An 18,857-nucleotide genomic window follows, 5' to 3' on the forward strand; every position below is an offset into this window, starting at 1 on the left:
GCCGCCATTCGGTGATTTCACCAGACGCCACGCCGTCCCAAAGGGCTGCGAGGAGCTGTTCTGGATGCTCAGTCCGGAAGAGGAGTGACATAATACGTTTATAGCATAATACGTGACTCCAGATCAACTATCGCCCGTACTACCGGCAGTCCGTTATTGTTCCAGAATCACATATTGATCCGTGACGTGGATTGTGTGGCATATAATCCATTGAAGACCGCCTTTGCTCAATCGAATCACTTCTTTGATCGGCTCAGTGCACTTGAACAGGGCTTCCAACGACATGACGATTCACGCGAGGTACGCCTTGAGCTGTTCGCCCCAAGTCGCCTGATGGGGCACTCGCGCTTCGTGCAGGTCACCACGGAGCAAGTCCGCTTTGGTCAGGGTGGCTAGGTGCTCCCAATCGCCGCGTAGGATGTACGTCGCGTTGCCGTACAGCGCGCTTTCCAGCACGAATAAGTTGCGCTGGGGAAAAGCGAATAGCACGTACCCGGTAAAGCCGCCTGCACCGACGACCGTGAATTCAGGACCGTAAGCGGCGAGTGCTTCAAGCCGTTCATTGAGAAAGGCCCGCTTCTGCTGGCTGCGTGCCCGTTCAAACACCGGCGTCAGGTGAGCGCGCAGCACGTCCCAGGGAACTTCCCCATGGGGGAGAAGCTGCCAGTTCACGCGGCGTTCGTCACCCGCGTTTAGGTGCACCCTGCCCACGCCCAGCACGTGCACTTCGCCAAACAGCTCCAGGAATAGGTTCACCTGGTGAAGCAGCTCAGCGGACTGCGGATCATACGGAAGGGACGGCGCTGTAACAGTGAAGGCACCCGCATCATCCTGAACGAGGCTGAGTTCGACGCTCGGGGGTGACACGAAGATACGGGGGTACCTCAGATACGGCACGTCCTTCCATTCTTCCCGCTCGATGCGCTCGTCGCCGTGCCGTTCTATCCATTTCCACCGCACCGTGCGATATGCCGTTTCCTTTGACTCGTCGCGGCGAATTAGATACCGACCTTCAGCATTGAAGCGACTGACTGGTCCGCGTATTACTGGGAGGAGGGTCAGGCCGTGCTCGGCAGGGGTCAGCCCAATTCGCTCCACCGCCGTGAACCGCTCGGCCGTGACCAGCAGCCCAAGCGAAACGGATTCACCCAGCTCGAAGAACCCTAAATGGCGCGCCAAATTGCGGATCCGGCGACCTGTCAGGACAGAGCGGGTCGTCATGCCATGCCCTTGCGGAAGGCATATCGTCCTTTGATGTGCCGGTCAAAGTACCGGCCATGGGACGGAGCACTCATCAGGCCGGCATGAACTTCAGTGGGCACGCTGTCATAGACGTACACACCCCCGGAGTGAAAGGTAATTTCCAGGGTGTGAGTGGTGACGTCGTATCCGACGCTGCGGAGATTACTGGAGGATACGGAAGTTCGAATCATGGGGCTCCTGTCCCTCGCCGGTGAGATACAGTGACCCCACCGACGAGTCAATACAAATAGGGCTTCAACGGTTTCAGCCGCAGGGTGGTCCAGACCCGTGCGGCTTACTTTTCGCGGCGGACCCCCTTGAAGGGTTTCCCGTCTACTTTCACGTCCTTGAATTGGCCGGTCGCGGTATCGCGCTTGGTCCAGTTACCCGTAGTGGGATTCTGGCTCTGGCTGCGGCCGCGAATGGAACCGTTCCGGTGATTGTTACCGGTGTTCTTCGCCATGTTGTTCACCTCCTTCTAGTGATCTAGCATATGCCGGCGAACACGTTCTGCCACCAGCAAAACGAGTATACATTGTGAGTTTGAAATAATGCAACTCATATTCGCCATGATGTACCTCTATGGTGAACGATGTACTACTTCTTGTACCTACCCCACGTGAAGACGCATAACAGACGCATATGAGCTCGGAAGGTTCAGAACAGGCGAAGCTACGCCTGACTGCTGATTGCCCAAACCGTGTTGGAGTGCAACTCTGCGGCCAGGAAGGTAAAAGATGTTAGTCCATGTGTGCTGTGGTCTCGCTCCCCTTGTCCCCAGGCTGCACCTCTGGCAATCCGTGACCTGCCACAGCTGCTTACGCAGATTTCACGTGGTACACGTTGTCCATCCAGCCGCATTCACGGAGCTGATGCGTGAGCCACGCGCCTGGCCGCGAGAGGCCGAGCTCCGCTTTGGAGATCAGGGTGCGCTGCAAGGCCGCGGCGAGTTGCGCGTAGGCTGGGCATCCGCGGAATTCCGCTTCGGTGGCGCGCCACAGCACGCGGTAGTAGTGCTGCTCCCATCCTTCGTCGTCGAGGAGTTGCACCAGGCGGGCCGCACCTTCCTGCACTGCTTCGCGGCGGTGATGCGGGTGGGTACTGGCGACGCGGCTGAGGCTCCACAGAAGCTCCTGCGGGGTCTGGGCATCCTTGAAGATAGAAGTGCGGGAATCTACAGTACCCAGGGATTTCTGGTTGTTTTCTGGTAGCGACCACTGTAGTAGGGGGGTGATATTAAACTCATCCCCTGTCAGGAGGAATGACTCCCGCACTTCGCTCTTCGCCTCTTGCAGGCGCTGCCAGGCGGTGCGGCCCTTTTTGCGGTCGGTGGTCAGGTCGCGCGGGCAGGGCGGCAGTTCATGGCTGATGACCCTGGCGGTGATGCCTGGGGCGGGGCGGAGCAGGACGGCCACCCACGTGCCGGCGCAGGCCTGCGTGGTGACCTTCTGACCCTCCGCGTTGAGGAAGGTCGTCGGAACCCACGTGCCGCCCCGGTACTGGCGCTTACCGCCCGTCTGGGTGGGAAGGGCACCGGAGGTCTTGTGGATGAGCCCGAGGTCCTGCAGGCGCCGGGTGGCGCGTTCGCACTGGTCACTGGAGAGGCCGGTTACGACGGGGAGCAGGTCCAGCACCGTGAAGAAGGTGTAGGTGGTCGTGTGTGCGTGTTGCTGCGCCCTGACCTGAATGAGCGCGTATGCGGCCTGTGCCAGGGCGCGGTACACCATCAATGCGTTGTGCCGGGCGTCACGGCGTTTGACCTGCGCCTCGATGATCGGCCGGGCACGCTCCACGGCCTCGACGGCCCAGGCGGCCGGCGTGCCGGGGCGAGGGTGCCGGATCCGGTCCATGGCGGCTTCCAGCGAGGCCGGGATGATCTGTTCGCGCGAGCCAGGCAGAGGAGGCGCCGGTCGTGCTGGCCGGGCAGGCGTCGGGAGCAATGGAGGCTGCTCCGTGCTGCGTAGGGCGCGGCGGAAGGCCTTCTGCCCCTGTTCCTCGAGGGTGTGGGCATTCAGGCGCTTCTGGATGAGTTGCTGCTGGGCGCGCTGCCTGAGCTCCTGCTCGGTTGTGGTGAACGGCCGCGTGGTGGATGGGGTCGTCGTGTGGGCAATCATGGGACTCCAACAGACAAAACAGGGATGACGGTCACCGCTCGCCAAGACATGGCGGAAGGCAGCGACGGGCTGAGGTGAACGCTGAACGGCTCAGATGACCTGTGAACGCACGTGGGGTTGAGTTGTGAAACAGTACCTCCGTGAATAACGCGCTCAGCAGGACAGGGGTAACAGGGACGCGGGTATTGAAAGCACTGTAACGCCGCGTTTCAGGCACCTCAGAACCGGTTGGGAACGACAGAGAACGTCCGGCTCTCAAGGGAACTGGGAAGGCATTCCGCGTCCTGGACGCGGAAATACTCTGTTCTAAATGGCAGGCCTTCGGCAGTCAGGTGTCGGAATAACGACCGTGGTTCGGCAGTCAGGTGTCGGTGGAAACGTCAAGCCACGGCAGTCAGGTGTCGCTTTTACGCCTGCTCTTCGGCAGTCAGGTGTCGGAAAAACGCCTGCGGGAAGAACCATCGCTGCTTCGGCAGTCAGGTGTCGGGAAAACGACGGCACCCGGGCCTGTCGCTCCCTCTTTGCGGCGTGTTTACGGCCGCCGTTCGGCAGTCAGGTGTCGGTTTGTTTTACTGCCCACTGGTTTCTCTTCCCTGGCCAGTTCCGCGATGGAACGCAGGAACGGTTCCGGCACCCGCAGCTCCACCTGGCTGACCAGCCACGTTTCGAAGAACTCGGGCTTTCCCTGCCGCAGGTCCATGGCGGCCGCGCTACGTATCTCGTACGACCAGTGGTCGAACAGCCCCAGATGCTTGAGCTGCTCCAGCGCCGCTTCGAACCGCTCGATCGCGCGGTTCTGGTTCTTGTTTTCCCTCAAGCCCAGCACGTCCTGCATGACGCTGGCGCGCTGGAGTAGTGTTTGCACGGAGATGGAGCGGGTGGTACTGAGGTCTCCGGCGGTTTCCCGTAGCCAGTAGGAGAGTTCCGTGCCAATCTGCTTGGTCCAGAGGTTGGTCGCAGAGTTCGCGGGGAGTTCCACGAGTCCGCGGAAGATCGGCGCGAAACTACGCGGGAAGTACTGCGCCCAGTTGCCGAGTACCAGCGTCCAGGAGCTGGGCACGGACTGCCCTTCGATCTTGCGTGAGCGCCCACGGGCCATCACGGCCAGCACCCGCTGCCGGGACCCCTCGTCGTCTCCTGGCGCCGCGTCCGGGAGGGTCAGCCACAACCGCTCCAGGTGGAACAGGCTCTGCGTGCAGCGCAGCAGGTCCTTGGGGCGCACGCTGCCGTTCGGGTGGAGCTTGAGGCCCAGCGCGCGGGCCAGTTCGCCGGGCCTGATGGTGATGGGAGTGAACAGATCGTACCGGTCCTGCTCCAGGGCCTTGGCGGTCAGGAGGCGCCACACGTCGGACGTGCGGGGGTCCAGGGTCTGTAGCTGCTGGCGGAGGGTGTCCGCGCCGGCGTTCTCCTCGTAGTAGTTGAGGGTCAGGCCGTCCTCGAAGGCCTCGCGGTACTGCAGCGTGGTGTCGTTCCAGCCGTCTGGCCCTCGGGTAGCGCGGTCGATCAGCACGCTGGGTTTGTTGGCCAGTGTCAACAGGTACGGCTGGGCGGCGGGGGCGGCGCTTGTAGGAGCGGCGGCGGGCGCCACCACGGCCGGGAAGTGCCCAGCGGCGACGCCTGCGCGCAGCACCCACTGCCAGATTCTCGCTGGAAGGCGGTAGTGGTGACCCAGCGGAGCGACGAACAGGGTCCGTTCACGCCACAGTTGCTTCTCTGCGCTGTTGCCAGCCCGCACGCGCGCGCCCCCCAGCAGCGCCGCCACCTCGTCCGGCCCGAGTCGCTGCCCATGATCTTCAACCCACTGCACGGCCGCCCAGCCCTGATACGCCGCCTTGAGACGCTCGAATTCAGGACCACGGGTAGGCAGAGGGTCAGGCAGTGGTTCAGACGTGGCGTACCGTTCGGACAACTCCACCACGAAGCGGGCCATCTCCTCAGCGGTGGGTATTTTCTGCCTGGGCACGAAGGCATTTTAGACGGTTGAAGCGCTGAGCGTTCCGGCGCAGACGGCTATTGAGCGCGGCGTGAGTTTAGGCTTGTCATGGATCTACGCTGTCATCTCCGTAGGATAGAACTCGTTCTGCCCGCTGATCAAACCGATAAGCGTATTTACGACGTCCCACACGGACTCAAACCAATTATGCCTAATTTGTTGCTAGGGCTGCACGCAATCCCAGAGCGGAAAAATAATGCTTCTTATACAGTCGGGATTTTGGACGTTTATCTAGAATCGTTGTTTCATCAGAGCAAACATATGCTGCACAGATTATCCGCGTAGCAACACCGTTGTGCGTCATTCAAGGCTCACCATGTCATTTTTCAGGATCTCGAAATCCAAAGCTTCGAGGTGGCTCTGGTGTTCGGCAATTATAGCTTCCAGGCGGACGGCTTTTCGGGCGAGAGACTCTTGTGGTGAACTCCAGTAATGCCAGTAGCGACGCTGCGCTCCAGGCGAAGGCACAAGCTCGTCGTCCGGATAAACTTGGTCGAGTGGCCAAGCTCCTGACACCCAGCCCGTCGCTTCGAACTTCTGACGTCGGCGCACCAGGTACCACTCCTGTTCTTCCAGATAGACCACGTACTCTGCCAGCGCTTTGTGCTGGGTGTCTCTGGACAGGTATTTCTCTTTTCGGTCATTGATGGCCCGGGGAGTAAAACTACGTGGGAGTGCCCACCTGTTGAATGTCGAGAAGTCGGGGGTGAGCTCGGACTTGACGTCCCTCTCCTGGGCCGCGGCCAACAAGCGTCTCGCTTCCGGGTTACTGGTGAAAATGGAGCGGTGCATGCGCGCGTCCGGGTTGATTTGCCGGACTGTGGCAAGGACAGTGGAAACCCGAAGGTCTCGCTTCATTGAGGGGAGTTGCGCCTGTTGTTCCGCGAGCAGGGCCAGCGCCTGTCTGATCAGGCGCAGATTCTCCTGCGGAGAATGTCTGCGCGAGACAGGTGCATCAGCCCTGCTTGTTGGCGAAGCAGTCATAAATCTGCTGACCTTTTAGCCTGGAGTGCTTCCCAGAGAGTCAGGTGCCGACCCCTGGGCTGGAGGTGGTGCGTGGTGCCGATCGTCTGCCCAAACGTGTACGTCAGGGTGGTGCCCTGATAGTGGTGGCCAAGTTCCGCTTGAATGACTGGAAGTGGCGTTTCTTTCTCCAATCTGGCAAGAGCGTTGGCATACCGAAGGTCATGGCTGGCAAAAAAGTCTTCCATTCCGTGCACTTCGAGACCCGCTGAGGTATGACGTGCAAAGCCGCGTAGGCTGTTTTGGCGAAGGCAAGTATCGCCAGTTGAGAACAGGTATTTCCCGCCTTGATACCCCATTGCATCCGCCTTATATGGTTTGAGTACCGGCCATCCGGGCCATCGCTCCTCGTGCAGTGTCATGAGACGGATGACATGCGAGTGGAGTCTATCCGGTATCTGATGAATCTTTGCTTTTCCAGGGGCGCGTTTCCCGTTCTTCGGCAACACTTGGAAGGAGATGCGCCCTTCACTTCTGTGTGAATAGTTCTTGTCGACTCGCATCTGCTGGATTTCGTGGATCCGCATTGCGTTTGCGAAAGCCAGCATGAAGAAGAGCGTGCCGTAGGCGACTCCCAGAGTGAGCGCGCTCCAATCAAGCAGGATGCGTGGCCGTCGACCTGCCGCACGCGCACAGGTGTAATGCAGCTGACAGCGAATATTCAGGCCTTGCTTTGGCTTCATAACTCCATACGTTGCATCGACAAAGTCATGCATTCGGTGACCAGCCTCTAGGAATCGTTCCCGACACGCTGCGTCATACCAGGCGTCGTGCAAATCAGCGAAAAAAGGTTGCTCCAGGGGTGTGCCGCTCGCGTCACAAGCTCCCACGTATTCGGTGAGCACATCATCGAGAAGAGTTTTCCGAACGGGTAGGGCAATGCCTGCAGCCCTCGCCTCCTCATCCAGTTGACGGACGGTGGCTATTCGAAACGAAAGAGTGGCTGAGCAATCGGGCAGAATGACGTCGTACCGCAGAGGCTGGTGCGCCCCCTCAGAAAACCGCGAGTGCGCTTCTCTCGCCGCAGCGTGCAGAGCCTGAAATGCAGCGGCGCGGCTTTCATTCACGGTCAACAGGGGGAGGATGTTGGGCATCAGAGCGTCTAGCCTGCGCTGGCGGCGCTCTCTTTGCTCCTCGCGGGCTTGACGGAGCAGGTCATCTATGTCCAGCGTCAACGAGACGGGCGGGAGCAACCACGGAGCAAGCCGGGCCTCCAGTTGAGGCTCATTTTCAATCAACCTGCCTTGAGCGCCCGCAGCCACGAGGTACAATTTGAGGTTCTGTACCCGTGTTGCGGCCATGGAACAGCTGACGTTCTCATTTCCGCCCTGGGTGTAATTGATCAAAAAGTGGCGGACAGTGTGTTCCGTCAGCAGGGGTGCCTCAGGGCTACGAAGAAGGTGGGCCAAGCTGGCGACAGTGTCCGCGATCGTCTTTGGCGCGTTACGTTCCTCACCATGCGCGTTCCTTTCACCCATCATGGCTGCGGCGATGCAGCCACAGGTGGCAGCCAGCCATGGATCACGCTGACCCCTCAGCCAATAGGCCAAATCCCTGAACCGGGGGTTCATGCCTTGTTCTGATTCCGAGCGGGTCACCAAGAGGGAAAGGACGGCCTCGGGCAAGTGCGTCAGATTCGCCCAACCCAGGGTTTCGAGGTAGCGGTCTGGCAGGAGCATTTGCGCCACTGGTAGGAGATCTGCCGGTGCAATGCCACCCTGCAGGGCACGGTCAAGCGCACAACCTACCCGGACGCTCTGATTCCGGTCCCACGGGTTCATCCAGTCGCCGCTGAGATCGAGATCGGCAAAATGTTCTGTCCGGCCCTGCGCCTCCCAGGCCCGGCTCCACACTTTCCTCAACCTCCGCACCTGAACGCGCCGCTTGTACCACTGGCTAGGGTCACTGTCCAGAACATAGGTGACCAGAGCGGCAGCCCAGGGTTCGTCGGCGATCACCATCTCATGCAGAGGGGATAGGAGTTCGGACGGTGGGACGGGGACTCCTGGTGCTGTCCAGGCGGCCACGCGGGAACCCAGCAGTGGGTCGAGGCGAGAGACCAAGTCGGGAATCACGCGAAGCTCACGGGCGGGGGGAGCGTTCCGTCAGCCTGCAGTTGATCAAGGAGGCCGTTCATCGTCACTGCCGGGGCAGCTTTGCCTTCCAGGGCTCGCGTCCACGCCTGCATGAGGAACGTCACGGCGCCGCGGTGGTCGTAATGCTGTAGGGAGCGCCAGGACCGCCAGCCCATGTCCTGAACGTACGCACGCAGCGCCTCCACGGAACGGAATTCCTCCTGACCGTGGGCGGCCCAGATTCGGTCGAGATCGGCGTTGATCACCCAGTGCCGGATGTGATGCGGGGAGATGAGCAGCTGACCGCACGCCGTGCCCCGGGCGCTGGGCCGACGCAGTCTGGACCACGCGGCCTTCTGGAACGCATCGGGGTTATGGGCGGTTTTGCGGTGCGTCAGGAAGACTGGCACGGTCGCGGGATCGATCTGCTGGGCACGCAGGTACTCCAGGTAGCGCTCTGGCGTCCACTGTCGCCGCCCGAGCCAACTGGTGAAACCACCGTGATGCTCATCATAGGTAGGCCGTTCGCGCTGCAGGTAGGTGAGCAGAGCCCGCTTCGCTTCGCTGCTGAGGACCACCGGCTTTCGTGGGACGAGGCCCTGGCCTTTGGTGTGAAGGCGCAGATCGATATGCCCATCCGCTGAGGCCAGACTCGCCCACGTCATGCCGCACACTTCGGCCACGCGCGCGCCGCTGCACAGCAGAAGTTCGAGAACTGCCAGGTCACGCGACTGCCATCCGCCTGCGCGGGCCGCCTGGCGGAGAAGCCCCGGTAACCCCGGATTGTCCAGGATGCCCTGTGGAGTGACCCCTTCGTTCTGAATCCGGTAGTACCCGACTGGCGTGCGTGACTGGGTGCCGTCGTACAGGACGCCCTGACGCAGAACGCTCTGGTGCTGCCGCAACTGCCGCGTGGCGCAGCGGACCGTGTCCAACGGATGATCTATGCGGAGCTTCAGGGAGATCAATGCGTCGAACGCCACCCTGAACTGATACAGCACCGTGATGACGGTCGACGCCGGACTGGCCGGTTTCGGCTGGCAGACGAGTTGGGTAGTTTGGACGCTAGCTTTGATGTGGACGCCGTAGTGGGTTCGGAAGAGCTGCTCAAGAGCCTGCCGGACGGCGCTGCTGGGTGCGGACCAGGCGAGGTCCCAGGCGCCTCCCACTCGGTTGACGCGGTGAAGGAGGCGGGTGCACTGCTTGGCCAACCTGCCGTTATGCTTCTTGGCCAGGTACGTCGTGACGCGGCTGAGGATTCGCAGGAAGCGATTGCCCTCATAGACGGCGTAGAGCTCGCCTTTGGTCCGGATGATGAGGTGGCTCGCTTGGTCTGGCCGACGCAGTTGGGCTACGGACATGGTTCCCCCGATTTGACGTGGCGTCATCGCTTAGAGCGGGTGCGTCCGGGTGGAGCAGTCGAAGGGAAGGCACCTACTGGCGATTCTGTTCATTCGCGGGCAGATTCCGCTCCTGGCAAGGAGGGACGCAAGTTGGACGGGCCTCCATTGTAGTGCGCGGGCGAGCGGCACAGCAAGGCCGAAGGGTCGCCGCACACTGGTTGTCTCGTTGTTCTGCATTTCAACAATTATGCTTAATAGACATATTTATTGATGTGAACTCATATGACCAAGACCCTCACCGTTTTTGACCTCAAATCAAGCCCCTGGGCGATCCTGCGGGCCTTGGCTGACGGTCAAGACTTTCTCCTGATCGACGCAGGTCGGCCCGTTGGCCGCCTAACCCCCTACTCCGCCGAGCTCCAGCCTGGCGCTTCACCAACATCACAAACCCTTCCCGTGGACGCTCTGGCCGCACTCCTGGGCGACGAGGACCTCAGCCGACTCTCCGGTCTGACCGCCGCGACCTTCGCCCTGACCCGCAGCAGCGGAACGTTCCCCTCTCACGTGCAGGCACGACTGGAAGCAGTGAGTGCCGCTATCGCCCTGCAACTGCCGCTCGGGCCCGCGGCGCGCGTGAGGAAGTGGTGGCGCCGTCCGCACCCCGAACTGGGAGGCCGCTCACCCCTGGCGCACCTGGCCCTGCCCTGGATACCAGGCGACGCCCATTCAGAGCAGGTCTTCCGGATCATCCGGCGGCAGGACACCCTTCAGCAGCTGACCTTACGTCCAGGGCACCCCAAGGGGCCGTGAGGCGCTGCTGGCTTCAGGAGCGCCCAAGCGGCATGCCTGCCTGACGGACGCGCCCAGCGCCGCGTACACCCTCCCCTCCCGCTGCCAGACGAGCACGTACTCGTGATCGATGACGTCCCACTAAGGTCTGTGCAGCCATTCTCTGCATTACGCTTGACGTGATGAACGCCATCGACGCGTCACATGCGCTGGAACTCCTCAGGTCCGAGCAGCCGCTCCAGGACATCCACGTGGACAAGCTCGACCTCCACAGTCTGGCAACCGACCAGACCGAGGTGCCCGTGTCGATCACGGCTCGAGACAGCCGAATTGACGCCCTCGACACGTCCTCGCTGGTCTTCCATCGCCCCGTCGTCTTTGAACGGTGTCATCTCGGCACTACGTTTTGCTGGGCGACGTACTTCCTCGCTGGGGCGGAGTTCATCGAGTGCACGTTCGACGGCCCGGTCACGTTCGAGTGTGGCGGGCACAACGAACCACCTGCGGCCTTCGTCCTGAACGCCTGTACGTTCAGCCATTTCGTCAACTTCTTCGACTGCTGGTACCCAGGCCCCGTGCACATTCGCGGCTGTCACTTCTCAGCGGGGTCGAACCTTCTCGGGAACGTGGATCAACCCTTCGTGACCAGTTTTGAGCTCCCACCTCTCATTGAGGACAATACGGGGACCCTCTCGATGGATGGCGGCTGAGTCGGCATTTAGTGCTCACATCCAACAAGATTCAGTGCCGGACATCTTTGATTTCTGATCGGCTGAGACGCAGTTTAATGATTTCTGCGTCAGGTCACAGCCGGGGCAGCAAAAGAGCGGCATCACTGGTCTGCGACGCTCCACGATCCCACTCCGGAACAGCCCGCCAATCTGGCTGACCTGTTGAAAGCACGACTGGCGTTCCTCCACCGGGACACCCTGAAGCGTGTCCCGGACGTCGTTGAAGCCCTGATCCAGGTCCAGTCCACATCCCGCAGGCTGCTGGCTACCTTCCCCGCAACGTGGTGAGCGGCCGGATATCGCCGAGCCGGGCGACTGCTGCCACGCCCTCTCCACTTTGAACCGCCTTCACTTTCCTTTCACACATGACAACGGTGCCTTCTCCCAGTGAGGGAAAGGCGCAAATTATGTCTATTTAGCATAACCTGTCCGTATGAACGGTCAGCTCGCCCATTCCCAACCCAGGCGCCTCCGGCAACAACCACGCCCACTGACTGTCACACCTGCCTCAACTTCGACCCACCTCGCCACGGTTTCCCACACGTGCCGACCCCATTCCCACATCCCATCCCTGCGCACAGACGCGTCCCACGTCATTCAACTGCCGGGCAGGACGAGCCCCATATGAACCCCGCGCCACCTGACCCTTTTCGGCCGGTGCTGCTGATCCTGCTGCCCTGCACCGTCAATCATCCACCGCACCGGCTCCTGCAGGCCATCCGTGACGCCACGTTGACTCACGACCAGCGCGCGCAGGTCATCTGCCGGCATACCACCCGTCCCAGCCACGCCATCACCCTCCGACTGACTGGCGACTGGAGCTGCGCCCCAGAACACCTCTGGCGCACCCTCACCCACCTCTACACGGATTACCAGTGAGCAACCTGCGCATCACCGAAGCCCTCCCAGAAGGCGAACATGCCGCCTGGGTCACCCTTGACGACGGTCTGACCCGCCTCATTGATCTACGCCCCTTATCCCAACTCTCCACGCACCACTCACTACGCCTCCCCTCGCTGGTCCGCTCCCTGCGCGTCACTGAGGACGCCCGCCACATTTACTGGCCAGGGGGCGCCCACCTGGACATCACTTCCATCGCTCTCGCCCCAACTGGCCCACTCCCCGTTGGCCTCCTAGCCCTCCTCCCCAGCGCCCGACGGTACCGGCCCCTCGCCCCTCTGCTGAGCCATCAACCTGTCCACACGCACTCGTACCTGGACGTACGCCCGGAACAGGTCCTCCAAGACCAGCTGCGCATCAAACCCGCCGACCTGCAGCAGTTCCTGCGTAGTCACGCCCCAGTGGAACCCGGGCTGTGTATTGCCCGCCTCAGTGACCTGTACCTCGCCCTGCAACTCCTTCTCCCTGTCAATCTCATCCCGGCTCTGCTGCGCCGCCCCTGGCCCGCCGCCATCCGACACGCCGCGCAGGGCACAACCGCCCTGGACTGCCTGTGGAAGGGACGCATCGACCTGATCGACACCCCCCTCACGCACCTGCTTCTGCCCGACGCGCCGCCAGTCTCCGTGTTACTGTCCAGTGATGCGGAAGCCAACGGCGCTGCGACGGCAGAACAACAGCAGCGGCCTCCCGAGGGGCAACGTGATCGGTGACCGCGTCCGCGAGGCACGCTCCGAACAGAACCTGACCCTTCAGGCGCTGGATGAACGGATTGAGGCCGTCAGCGGCTTCAGCCTCAGCCAGCCGACCCTGACCCGCATCGAACAGGGCACCCGCAGCGTGTACGACTTCGAGGTGGTGGCCCTGTGCCTCGCGCTGAACGTCGACGCCCGCTGGCTCCTGGGTCTGATCGACGCGGAAGAGAGCTGAGCCCGCAACCGACTCAGGCCGTCAACAATCCGGAGGGACACGGCATCAGCAGTCAGTCGGACTCTTCCACGAAGCGTGTCAGTCGGTTCAGATCAGCGCGGATCACCAGGGTGAACTGCTCACCGGCCTCCCGTTCAACCAGCGTGGTGGTGGGGTAGTCCGTCAGATCACTGAGTAGCAGTTCATTGATGGTCAGCAGACCCGGAATATCGCGTTATAACCTCGATCGCCCGAAAACCCCCGTTAAGAGCTTTGATGCCGTTCCAGTCGGTATGGACGCGGATAGTCAAGAATGTTCAGAGGGCGAGGGAGAAGTTCGTACTTTCGATCTGACCCCGAACTTTTCCCCATTGAGCGCCAGTAGAGCTCGCTGCAAACCAGCAAAACAGCAGAAAAGTTCGCAGTATGGCCATTCTGCGAACTCTTCAGATCACCCGTGTGACCTTAACGGGGGTTTTCGGGCGATTGAGGCTACAACGCGGGGTCGGGCTGGGGCGCGGCTGGGCACCTGCAGGACCTGCCCCACTTTCAGCGCGAGCTGCGGGTTGAGGCCTCTGTTATTCGCCAGCAGGGCGTTCAACGTGACGCCCTGACGCTTCGCGATGCCGTACAGGGTGTCGCCCGGTTTTACGGTCACGGTCGCCGCTGCGCAGAAGCTCAGGCCAGCTAGGCCCAGGGAGAGGATCAGGGAACGCCACATCCAGGCGAGCGTAATCAGACATGATTAAGTTTCTGTAAATAAATGCTGACCCGCCGAACTATTAAGGCCTCAGGCCAAGTGCCTGTGGGGCATCTCCTCTGTTCATGACCCAGGTTTCTCCAAGCTCCGGCTGGCCAGTGTGCGGAAGTGTTGCAGCTCCTTGCTGCGTGGAAATGTCTGTAGGGCGCGCTGCGTGACGCTGAGCGTCCGGCTGTGCTTCCCAGCCTGCGTCCACGCCTCAAATGCTTCCTGGCGGTAGAGGTAATACATGGTCGGCACGCCCAGGTTGATGGCACGCTCGAAATACTCCGACGCGAGGCGCGGATTGCCCAGGCGCAGGGTAGCTTTGGCCAGACCCCACCAAGCGTAGGGGTCCCCCGGGCGCGCTTTGACGTCCTGTTCGCCGTGCGTCCTCAGGTGTTGCCAGTTGGCCGCCGTACTGAAATCACGCCCGAGAATCGCCTGCACCTGCGCTTCTTTTGCCGGCGGATAGGCGACCAGATACTCGCCGTTGTAGTACGCCCAGAGCGACATCAGTTGTGCAGGCGTCAAGCGTAGGGAGGGCCCCAGCAGTGGATCACTGGTCAGAAAATAGCCTGCGCTGTACCCGTACACAGTTCGGAAGTGCGCCACGTTGCTGCCCTGCTGGAGGCGCTGCTGCAGCACCACTGGAAAGCCGTTCGCCACCAGGGTGCGCAGCAACTCGGCATCCCCTGCGTACCGGATCACACTACGCAGGCCGGCACGACCCAGGTAGTTGGCGAGTTCCACGCTCGTGACCTGGGGATCACCGGGGTAGTCCTTCATCACGGCCGCTGCCTGCGCCTGCGTCACCGAAGCACCGTAGTACCCCAGGAGAGTCATGGCGGTCACTGGCGCGCAGTTGTTCAGCGACTGGGGTTCATGCCGGATGTTCTTCAATGTGACGCTGGCGGGCAGCGCCTCAGCAACCCCCCAGATCGAACACAGAGCTAGCAGCCAACGAAGCGTCATGCATCATCCTCACGCGGGTTCCTGCGGACTTCTGTAGGCCAGCGCTCAGCATCCTTGGGCATCTGTTCACCCATGTGCGCCCCTTGGAGACCCACACGAAACCGCCCGTGACGTGGACACGGGCGGTTCAGGTGGGGGATGAAGCGTTTTACGCGGGCGTTAGGGCTGCCACCAGGTCGCTGAGTACCTCTTCAGCCCTCTCGTACCCGGGGCGCAGGTAGACCATGCCGAAGGTGGTCCAATCCTGGACGGCAGCCACCTCCTGATCGTTCTCGTGCAGTTTCAGGTGGGGATACAGGCCGTATTCGACATAGCAGCCGTACCTGCTGGCGACGTCTTCCAGCGCGCGGGTGTTCTCATCGGTCCAGGTCAGCACGAACGGCAGGGCGAAGCACGGCTTGCCGCAGGAGCCGCCCATCCCGACCAGGGGCAACCCGGCCACAGTCGGTGTCTCGTCCCGCAGACGGGTGCGCTCCAGGAAGGCGAAGCGGTCACGGGCCACGTCACGGGAAGGAAGTTTCTGGGCGGCAATCCAGGGGCCAACAGTCAGTTTGGGCATCGGGGGTCTCCACAAGAGGGAAAGGGATTCAGGCTCGGGCAGGCTGGCTGACTGGCGGAACCACAGTGATAGGACCTGGCCGCACCGGCGGACGGAAGCCACGCAGGCGCAGGGCATTCGTCAGGACAAACACGCTGGAAAAGCCCATCGCTGCAGCGGCCAGGACTGGGCTCAGGAGCCAACCGAAGGCAGGGTACAGGGCACCGGCGGCCACTGGAATCAGGATGATGTTGTATGCGAACGCCCAGAACAGGTTGAGGCGGATGTTGCGCAGGGTGGCGCGGCTTAACGCGTAGGCATTCGGCACACCGCGCAGATCGCCGCTCATCAAGATCACGTCGGCGGTCTCGACGGCCACGTCGGTGCCAGTGCCAATGGCCAGGCCCACATCGGCCTGAGCCAGCGCTGGGGCGTCATTGATGCCGTCCCCCACAAAGGCGACGCTCTGCCCTTTGGCTTGGAGTTCCTTCACGGCGTCGCTCTTGCCGCTGGGCAGGACTTCGGCGAGCACTTCATCAATGCCCAATTGCCGCGCAATCGCCTGCGCCGTGCGGGCATTGTCACCGGTAATCATCGCTACGCGAAGTCCCTGAGCATGCAGGGCCTGCACGGCTTCCAGACTGCCCTCTTTGATGGGGTCGGCCACGGCAATAATGGCGGCCAGCTGCCCGTCAATGGCGGCGTACAGGGGCGACTTGCCTTCGTCTCCCAGCTGATGAGCCTGCGCAGTGAAAGCGCTGGTGTCCAGATTCAGGCGGGTCATGTAGCGGTCGGCCCCGACCTGCACGAGGTGGCCGTCCACACGCGCTTCCAGGCCGAAACCAGGGACCGCTTCGAAGTGGTCTGGAGTAGGCAGAGTCATTCCCTCACGGCGGGTGGCATCCACGATGGCCTGCGCGATGGGATGCTCACTCTGACCTTCTGCAGCGGCAACCAGACGCAGGACGGTTTGACGGTCCATACCAGCTGTCGTCACGAGGTCGGTCAGTTCAGGCTTGCCCTTGGTCAGGGTGCCAGTCTTGTCTACCGCCACGACCTTCACACCTTGCAGGCCTTCGAGTGCTGCACCGTTGCGGAACAACACGCCGAGTTCGGCCGCTTTTCCGGTACCCACCATGATGCTGGTGGGCGTGGCCAGCCCCATGGCGCAGGGGCAGGCGATGATCAGCACCGCGACCATGTTGACGAGAGCGAAGCTCAGGGCCGTCTGACCTCCGAAGAGGAGCCAGAGGACGAAGGTCAAAGCCGCAATACCTAATACGACAGGCACAAAGACGCTGACCACCTTATCGGCCAGGCCCTGAATAGGTGGCTTGCTGCCCTGCGCAGTTTCTACCAGTTTGATGATCTGCGCCAGGGCCGTGTCCGCACCGACTTTCGTGGCCTGGAAAGCGAAGGCGCCGTTCTGGTTGATGGTGCCGCCCACGACCCCCGCTCCGGCCTGCTTGCTCACTGGGACTGGTTCACCTGTGATCATCGACTCGTCCACGAAGGAATTGCCGCTCACCACCTGGCCGTCGACCGGAATCTTTTCGCCAGGACGCACGCTGATCAGGTCACCAATCAAGACCTCGTCAGTGGGGACTTCGAGTTCCTCTCCGTTCCGCACGACGCGGGCGACCTTGGCCTGGAGGCCCAGGAGCTTCTTCATGGCTTCGCTGGAGCGGCCTTTGGCGATGGCTTCGAAGTATTTGCCGAGCAGAATCAGGGTGATGACCACGGCTGACGCTTCGTAATACACATGCGCAGTGCCCTCAGGAAAGAGCTGCGGGGCCATGGTGGCGACCAGGCTGTAGAGGAAAGCTGCCGACGTGCCGATCATGACCAGACTGTTCATGTCTGGCGAGCGGTGCACAAGGCTCTTCCAACCCAGGCGGTAGAAGCGCAGGCCAGGACCAAACTGCACGGGCGCCGCGAGGGCCAGCATGATCCAGTTCAGGGTCTTCATGTCGATATAGCTCGTCAGCCACATGTGGAAGGGCATGTAGAGCATCGGCACCATGGCCAGAATGAGCAGGGGCACGGCGAAAATGGCACTGAAGGTGACAGCGCGTCTTAAGGCCTGCACCTCACGTTCCCGGGCTTCGCGTTCCTGGTCGGTCCGGTCCTGGCCAGCTTCCGCTTCCAGCACCCCATAGCCAGCAGACACGACGGCGGCTTTCAGCTGTCCGGGACTGACACTGGCGGGCAGATACCGAATGCTCGCCCGTTCGGTCGCGAGGTTCACCGTTGCGTCCAGTACACCGTCCACCTTCTTCAAAGCCCGCTCAACGCGACCTACGCAGTTCGCACAGGTCATGCCTTGAATGCCGAGGTCCAGTGTGCCGGTGACCGGCTCATACCCAATGGCTTTGACCTTCTCGATGAGGGCAGCTGGACTGGTCTGCTCCGGGTCGTATTGAACAGTCGCACGTTCGGTGGCGAGATTCACGGTGGCCTGCTCAACCCCTTCCACCTTGGTCAGGCCACGCTCCACCCGCCCCACGCAGCTCGCGCAGGTCATGCCCTGAACCCCAAGCTCCATTGTTTTGCTCATGGCTTCTCCTATCCCCCCTAGGGGGGTATGGATAGAACATAGGAGAATTTGAGTCAGTCTGCAACGTACCTGTCCCAATTATTGGGAAATTAGATGCCTTCCGACTCCAAGTTATTGACCTTATCCCCCGGTGGGGGGCAGAATAAGTCCATGACCACAGAACTGACTATTACGGGAATGACATGCGGGCACTGCGAAACAGCGGTACGCAATGCATTGAAAGCTGTTCCAGGCGTGCAGGACGTCAAGGTGGACCTGAAAGGGGGCTCGGCTATTGTGGAAGGCGCAGCAGACCCCCAGGCCCTGGTCGCGGCGGTGACCGATGAGGGCTACGGTGCCCAGCCCCGCGCCTGACCTCACTTGCCACCCCGGGCTGTCCATGCCCGGGGACGCCCGCAAGCGGGCAATCCGCCGGCTGAAGATCGCGCGCGGTCATCTGGAGAGCATCGTCACCATGCTGGAAAAGGACGACCCCTACTGCATGGACGTGTTGCGTCAGCTCAAGGCGGTGCAGGGGGCTATCAGTGGCGCCGGTGAAGTGATTCTGCGCGGGCACCTGGAATCCCATATCGCCACAGCGTCCACCCGTGGCGACACGGACGAACTGGTGGATGAGCTGATGGAAGCCCTGAAGTACACCTGAACTGTGCTTCGGGCTGGACTGGCCGCCTTTGGACGGCCGGTCCATTGTTCGCCTATTGCGGCCAGAGGCGGTTCATCGCGTTGTAGCCTCAATCGACTCTGTTGGCGAATTCAGGTGATGGCTCCCAGACTCCGCATTTCTCGTTGCCGAGTCGCGATGATCCGCCCCACCGAACAGCAAGTTTCGAATTCGCCAACAAAGTCCTGCTACAACGCGTAAAGGTGCGTACACGCAAGGCTACGCAGCCCTGACCTGATCCACTTGCCACGGAAAGTCGTTGCTGCCG

At 61.6% G+C, this 18,857-nt stretch carries 18 protein-coding genes; 7 read left to right on the forward strand and 11 right to left on the reverse strand.

Annotation, left to right across the window (positions count from 1 at the left end; genetic code table 11):
• Positions 1-291: 291 nt before the first annotated feature.
• The 8 genes from M8445_RS17550 to M8445_RS17585 all read right to left on the reverse strand — a co-directional run bounded on the left by M8445_RS17550 (position 292) and on the right by M8445_RS17585 (position 9,808).
• Positions 292-1,221, reverse strand: a complete 930-nt coding sequence (locus M8445_RS17550) for a hypothetical protein (RefSeq protein ID WP_273991313.1) — start codon at positions 1,219-1,221, stop codon at positions 292-294.
• The gene (locus M8445_RS17555) at positions 1,218-1,433 is read right to left on the reverse strand and encodes a KTSC domain-containing protein (RefSeq protein ID WP_189104508.1); all 216 of its coding nucleotides are present in this window, start codon (positions 1,431-1,433) and stop codon (positions 1,218-1,220) included. Before M8445_RS17555 ends, M8445_RS17550 begins: the two co-directional genes overlap by 4 nt.
• A 104-nt stretch (positions 1,434-1,537) precedes the next feature.
• Complete coding sequence (locus tag M8445_RS17560; RefSeq protein ID WP_189104506.1) at positions 1,538-1,705, reverse strand: hypothetical protein; 168 nt, start codon at positions 1,703-1,705, stop codon at positions 1,538-1,540.
• A gap of 355 nt (positions 1,706-2,060) precedes the next feature.
• Positions 2,061-3,356 carry a hypothetical protein gene (locus M8445_RS17565; RefSeq protein WP_273991314.1) on the reverse strand — a complete coding sequence of 432 codons (1,296 nt, stop codon included), beginning with the start codon at positions 3,354-3,356 and terminating at the stop codon, positions 2,061-2,063.
• Positions 3,357-3,888: 532 nt separating this feature from the next.
• Positions 3,889-5,319, reverse strand: coding sequence for a hypothetical protein (locus tag M8445_RS17570; RefSeq protein WP_273991315.1), 1,431 nt, complete (start codon positions 5,317-5,319; stop codon positions 3,889-3,891).
• Between the two features lie 330 nt (positions 5,320-5,649).
• Positions 5,650-6,333: a hypothetical protein gene (locus M8445_RS17575; RefSeq protein WP_273991316.1), complete on the reverse strand. Its 684-nt coding sequence runs from the start codon at positions 6,331-6,333 to the stop codon at positions 5,650-5,652.
• A complete protein-coding gene (locus M8445_RS17580; RefSeq protein ID WP_273991317.1) occupies positions 6,330-8,333 on the reverse strand; it encodes a site-specific integrase in 2,004 nt (667 codons plus the stop codon). Before M8445_RS17580 ends, M8445_RS17575 begins: the two co-directional genes overlap by 4 nt.
• Before the next feature lie 110 nt (positions 8,334-8,443).
• Positions 8,444-9,808 carry a site-specific integrase gene (locus M8445_RS17585; protein WP_273991318.1) on the reverse strand — a complete coding sequence of 455 codons (1,365 nt, stop codon included), beginning with the start codon at positions 9,806-9,808 and terminating at the stop codon, positions 8,444-8,446.
• Between the two features lie 264 nt (positions 9,809-10,072).
• Between M8445_RS17585 and M8445_RS17590 the strand changes: the two genes are divergently transcribed.
• The 5 genes from M8445_RS17590 (at position 10,073) to M8445_RS17610 (ending at position 13,140) form a co-directional block, all read left to right on the forward strand.
• Positions 10,073-10,600 carry a hypothetical protein gene (locus tag M8445_RS17590; protein ID WP_273991319.1) on the forward strand — a complete coding sequence of 176 codons (528 nt, stop codon included), beginning with the start codon at positions 10,073-10,075 and terminating at the stop codon, positions 10,598-10,600.
• Between the two features lie 161 nt (positions 10,601-10,761).
• Positions 10,762-11,289, forward strand: a complete 528-nt coding sequence (locus tag M8445_RS17595) for a hypothetical protein (protein WP_273991320.1) — start codon at positions 10,762-10,764, stop codon at positions 11,287-11,289.
• A 678-nt stretch (positions 11,290-11,967) separates the two neighbouring features.
• Positions 11,968-12,189 carry a hypothetical protein gene (locus M8445_RS17600; RefSeq protein ID WP_273991321.1) on the forward strand — a complete coding sequence of 74 codons (222 nt, stop codon included), beginning with the start codon at positions 11,968-11,970 and terminating at the stop codon, positions 12,187-12,189.
• Positions 12,186-12,923 carry a DUF2442 domain-containing protein gene (locus M8445_RS17605; protein WP_273991322.1) on the forward strand — a complete coding sequence of 246 codons (738 nt, stop codon included), beginning with the start codon at positions 12,186-12,188 and terminating at the stop codon, positions 12,921-12,923. Before M8445_RS17600 ends, M8445_RS17605 begins: the two co-directional genes overlap by 4 nt.
• Complete coding sequence (locus M8445_RS17610; RefSeq protein ID WP_273991323.1) at positions 12,913-13,140, forward strand: helix-turn-helix domain-containing protein; 228 nt, start codon at positions 12,913-12,915, stop codon at positions 13,138-13,140. The genes M8445_RS17605 and M8445_RS17610 overlap by 11 nt, the downstream gene beginning before the upstream one ends.
• An 802-nt stretch (positions 13,141-13,942) precedes the next feature.
• Here M8445_RS17610 and M8445_RS17615 read toward each other — a convergent pair.
• From M8445_RS17615 to M8445_RS17625, 3 genes are all read right to left on the reverse strand, one after another.
• Positions 13,943-14,833: a C39 family peptidase gene (locus M8445_RS17615; RefSeq protein ID WP_273991324.1), complete on the reverse strand. Its 891-nt coding sequence runs from the start codon at positions 14,831-14,833 to the stop codon at positions 13,943-13,945.
• Positions 14,834-14,981: 148 nt separating this feature from the next.
• Positions 14,982-15,392, reverse strand: a complete 411-nt coding sequence (locus M8445_RS17620) for a hypothetical protein (protein ID WP_078305901.1) — start codon at positions 15,390-15,392, stop codon at positions 14,982-14,984.
• A 28-nt stretch (positions 15,393-15,420) separates the two neighbouring features.
• Positions 15,421-17,928 (reverse strand): heavy metal translocating P-type ATPase, encoded by a 2,508-nt coding sequence (locus M8445_RS17625; RefSeq protein WP_273991325.1) that lies wholly within the window; start codon positions 17,926-17,928, stop codon positions 15,421-15,423.
• Between the two features lie 150 nt (positions 17,929-18,078).
• Here M8445_RS17625 and M8445_RS17630 point away from each other — a divergent pair, with 150 nt between their 5' ends.
• Positions 18,079-18,282 carry a CopZ family metallochaperone gene (locus M8445_RS17630; RefSeq protein ID WP_078305903.1) on the forward strand — a complete coding sequence of 68 codons (204 nt, stop codon included), beginning with the start codon at positions 18,079-18,081 and terminating at the stop codon, positions 18,280-18,282.
• Positions 18,283-18,307: 25 nt separating this feature from the next.
• Positions 18,308-18,571 carry a metal-sensitive transcriptional regulator gene (locus M8445_RS17635; protein ID WP_273991493.1) on the forward strand — a complete coding sequence of 88 codons (264 nt, stop codon included), beginning with the start codon at positions 18,308-18,310 and terminating at the stop codon, positions 18,569-18,571.
• Positions 18,572-18,857 lie beyond the last annotated feature (286 nt).

Origin of the sequence: Deinococcus aquaticus (assembly GCF_028622095.1) — a bacterium.
In the GTDB taxonomy this organism is placed as follows: Bacteria; Deinococcota; Deinococci; order Deinococcales; family Deinococcaceae; genus Deinococcus; species Deinococcus aquaticus.

Bases quoted from the DNA above. Each gene is read 5' to 3' on its own strand.
- M8445_RS17550 (WP_273991313.1), bottom strand. From the start codon at position 1,221: ATGACGACCCGCTCTGTCCTGACAGGTCGCCGGATCCGCAATTTGGCG.
- M8445_RS17555 (WP_189104508.1), bottom strand. From the start codon at position 1,433: ATGATTCGAACTTCCGTATCCTCCAGTAATCTCCGCAGCGTCGGATAC.
- M8445_RS17560 (WP_189104506.1), bottom strand. From the start codon at position 1,705: ATGGCGAAGAACACCGGTAACAATCACCGGAACGGTTCCATTCGCGGC.
- M8445_RS17565 (WP_273991314.1), bottom strand. From the start codon at position 3,356: ATGATTGCCCACACGACGACCCCATCCACCACGCGGCCGTTCACCACA.
- M8445_RS17575 (WP_273991316.1), bottom strand. From the start codon at position 6,333: ATGACTGCTTCGCCAACAAGCAGGGCTGATGCACCTGTCTCGCGCAGA.
- M8445_RS17580 (WP_273991317.1), bottom strand. From the start codon at position 8,333: ATGGTGATCGCCGACGAACCCTGGGCTGCCGCTCTGGTCACCTATGTT.
- M8445_RS17585 (WP_273991318.1), bottom strand. From the start codon at position 9,808: ATGTCCGTAGCCCAACTGCGTCGGCCAGACCAAGCGAGCCACCTCATC.
- M8445_RS17590 (WP_273991319.1), top strand. From the start codon at position 10,073: ATGACCAAGACCCTCACCGTTTTTGACCTCAAATCAAGCCCCTGGGCG.
- M8445_RS17595 (WP_273991320.1), top strand. From the start codon at position 10,762: ATGAACGCCATCGACGCGTCACATGCGCTGGAACTCCTCAGGTCCGAG.
- M8445_RS17615 (WP_273991324.1), bottom strand. From the start codon at position 14,833: ATGACGCTTCGTTGGCTGCTAGCTCTGTGTTCGATCTGGGGGGTTGCT.
- M8445_RS17620 (WP_078305901.1), bottom strand. From the start codon at position 15,392: ATGCCCAAACTGACTGTTGGCCCCTGGATTGCCGCCCAGAAACTTCCT.
- M8445_RS17625 (WP_273991325.1), bottom strand. From the start codon at position 17,928: ATGAGCAAAACAATGGAGCTTGGGGTTCAGGGCATGACCTGCGCGAGC.
- M8445_RS17630 (WP_078305903.1), top strand. From the start codon at position 18,079: ATGACCACAGAACTGACTATTACGGGAATGACATGCGGGCACTGCGAA.
- M8445_RS17635 (WP_273991493.1), top strand. From the start codon at position 18,308: ATGCCCGGGGACGCCCGCAAGCGGGCAATCCGCCGGCTGAAGATCGCG.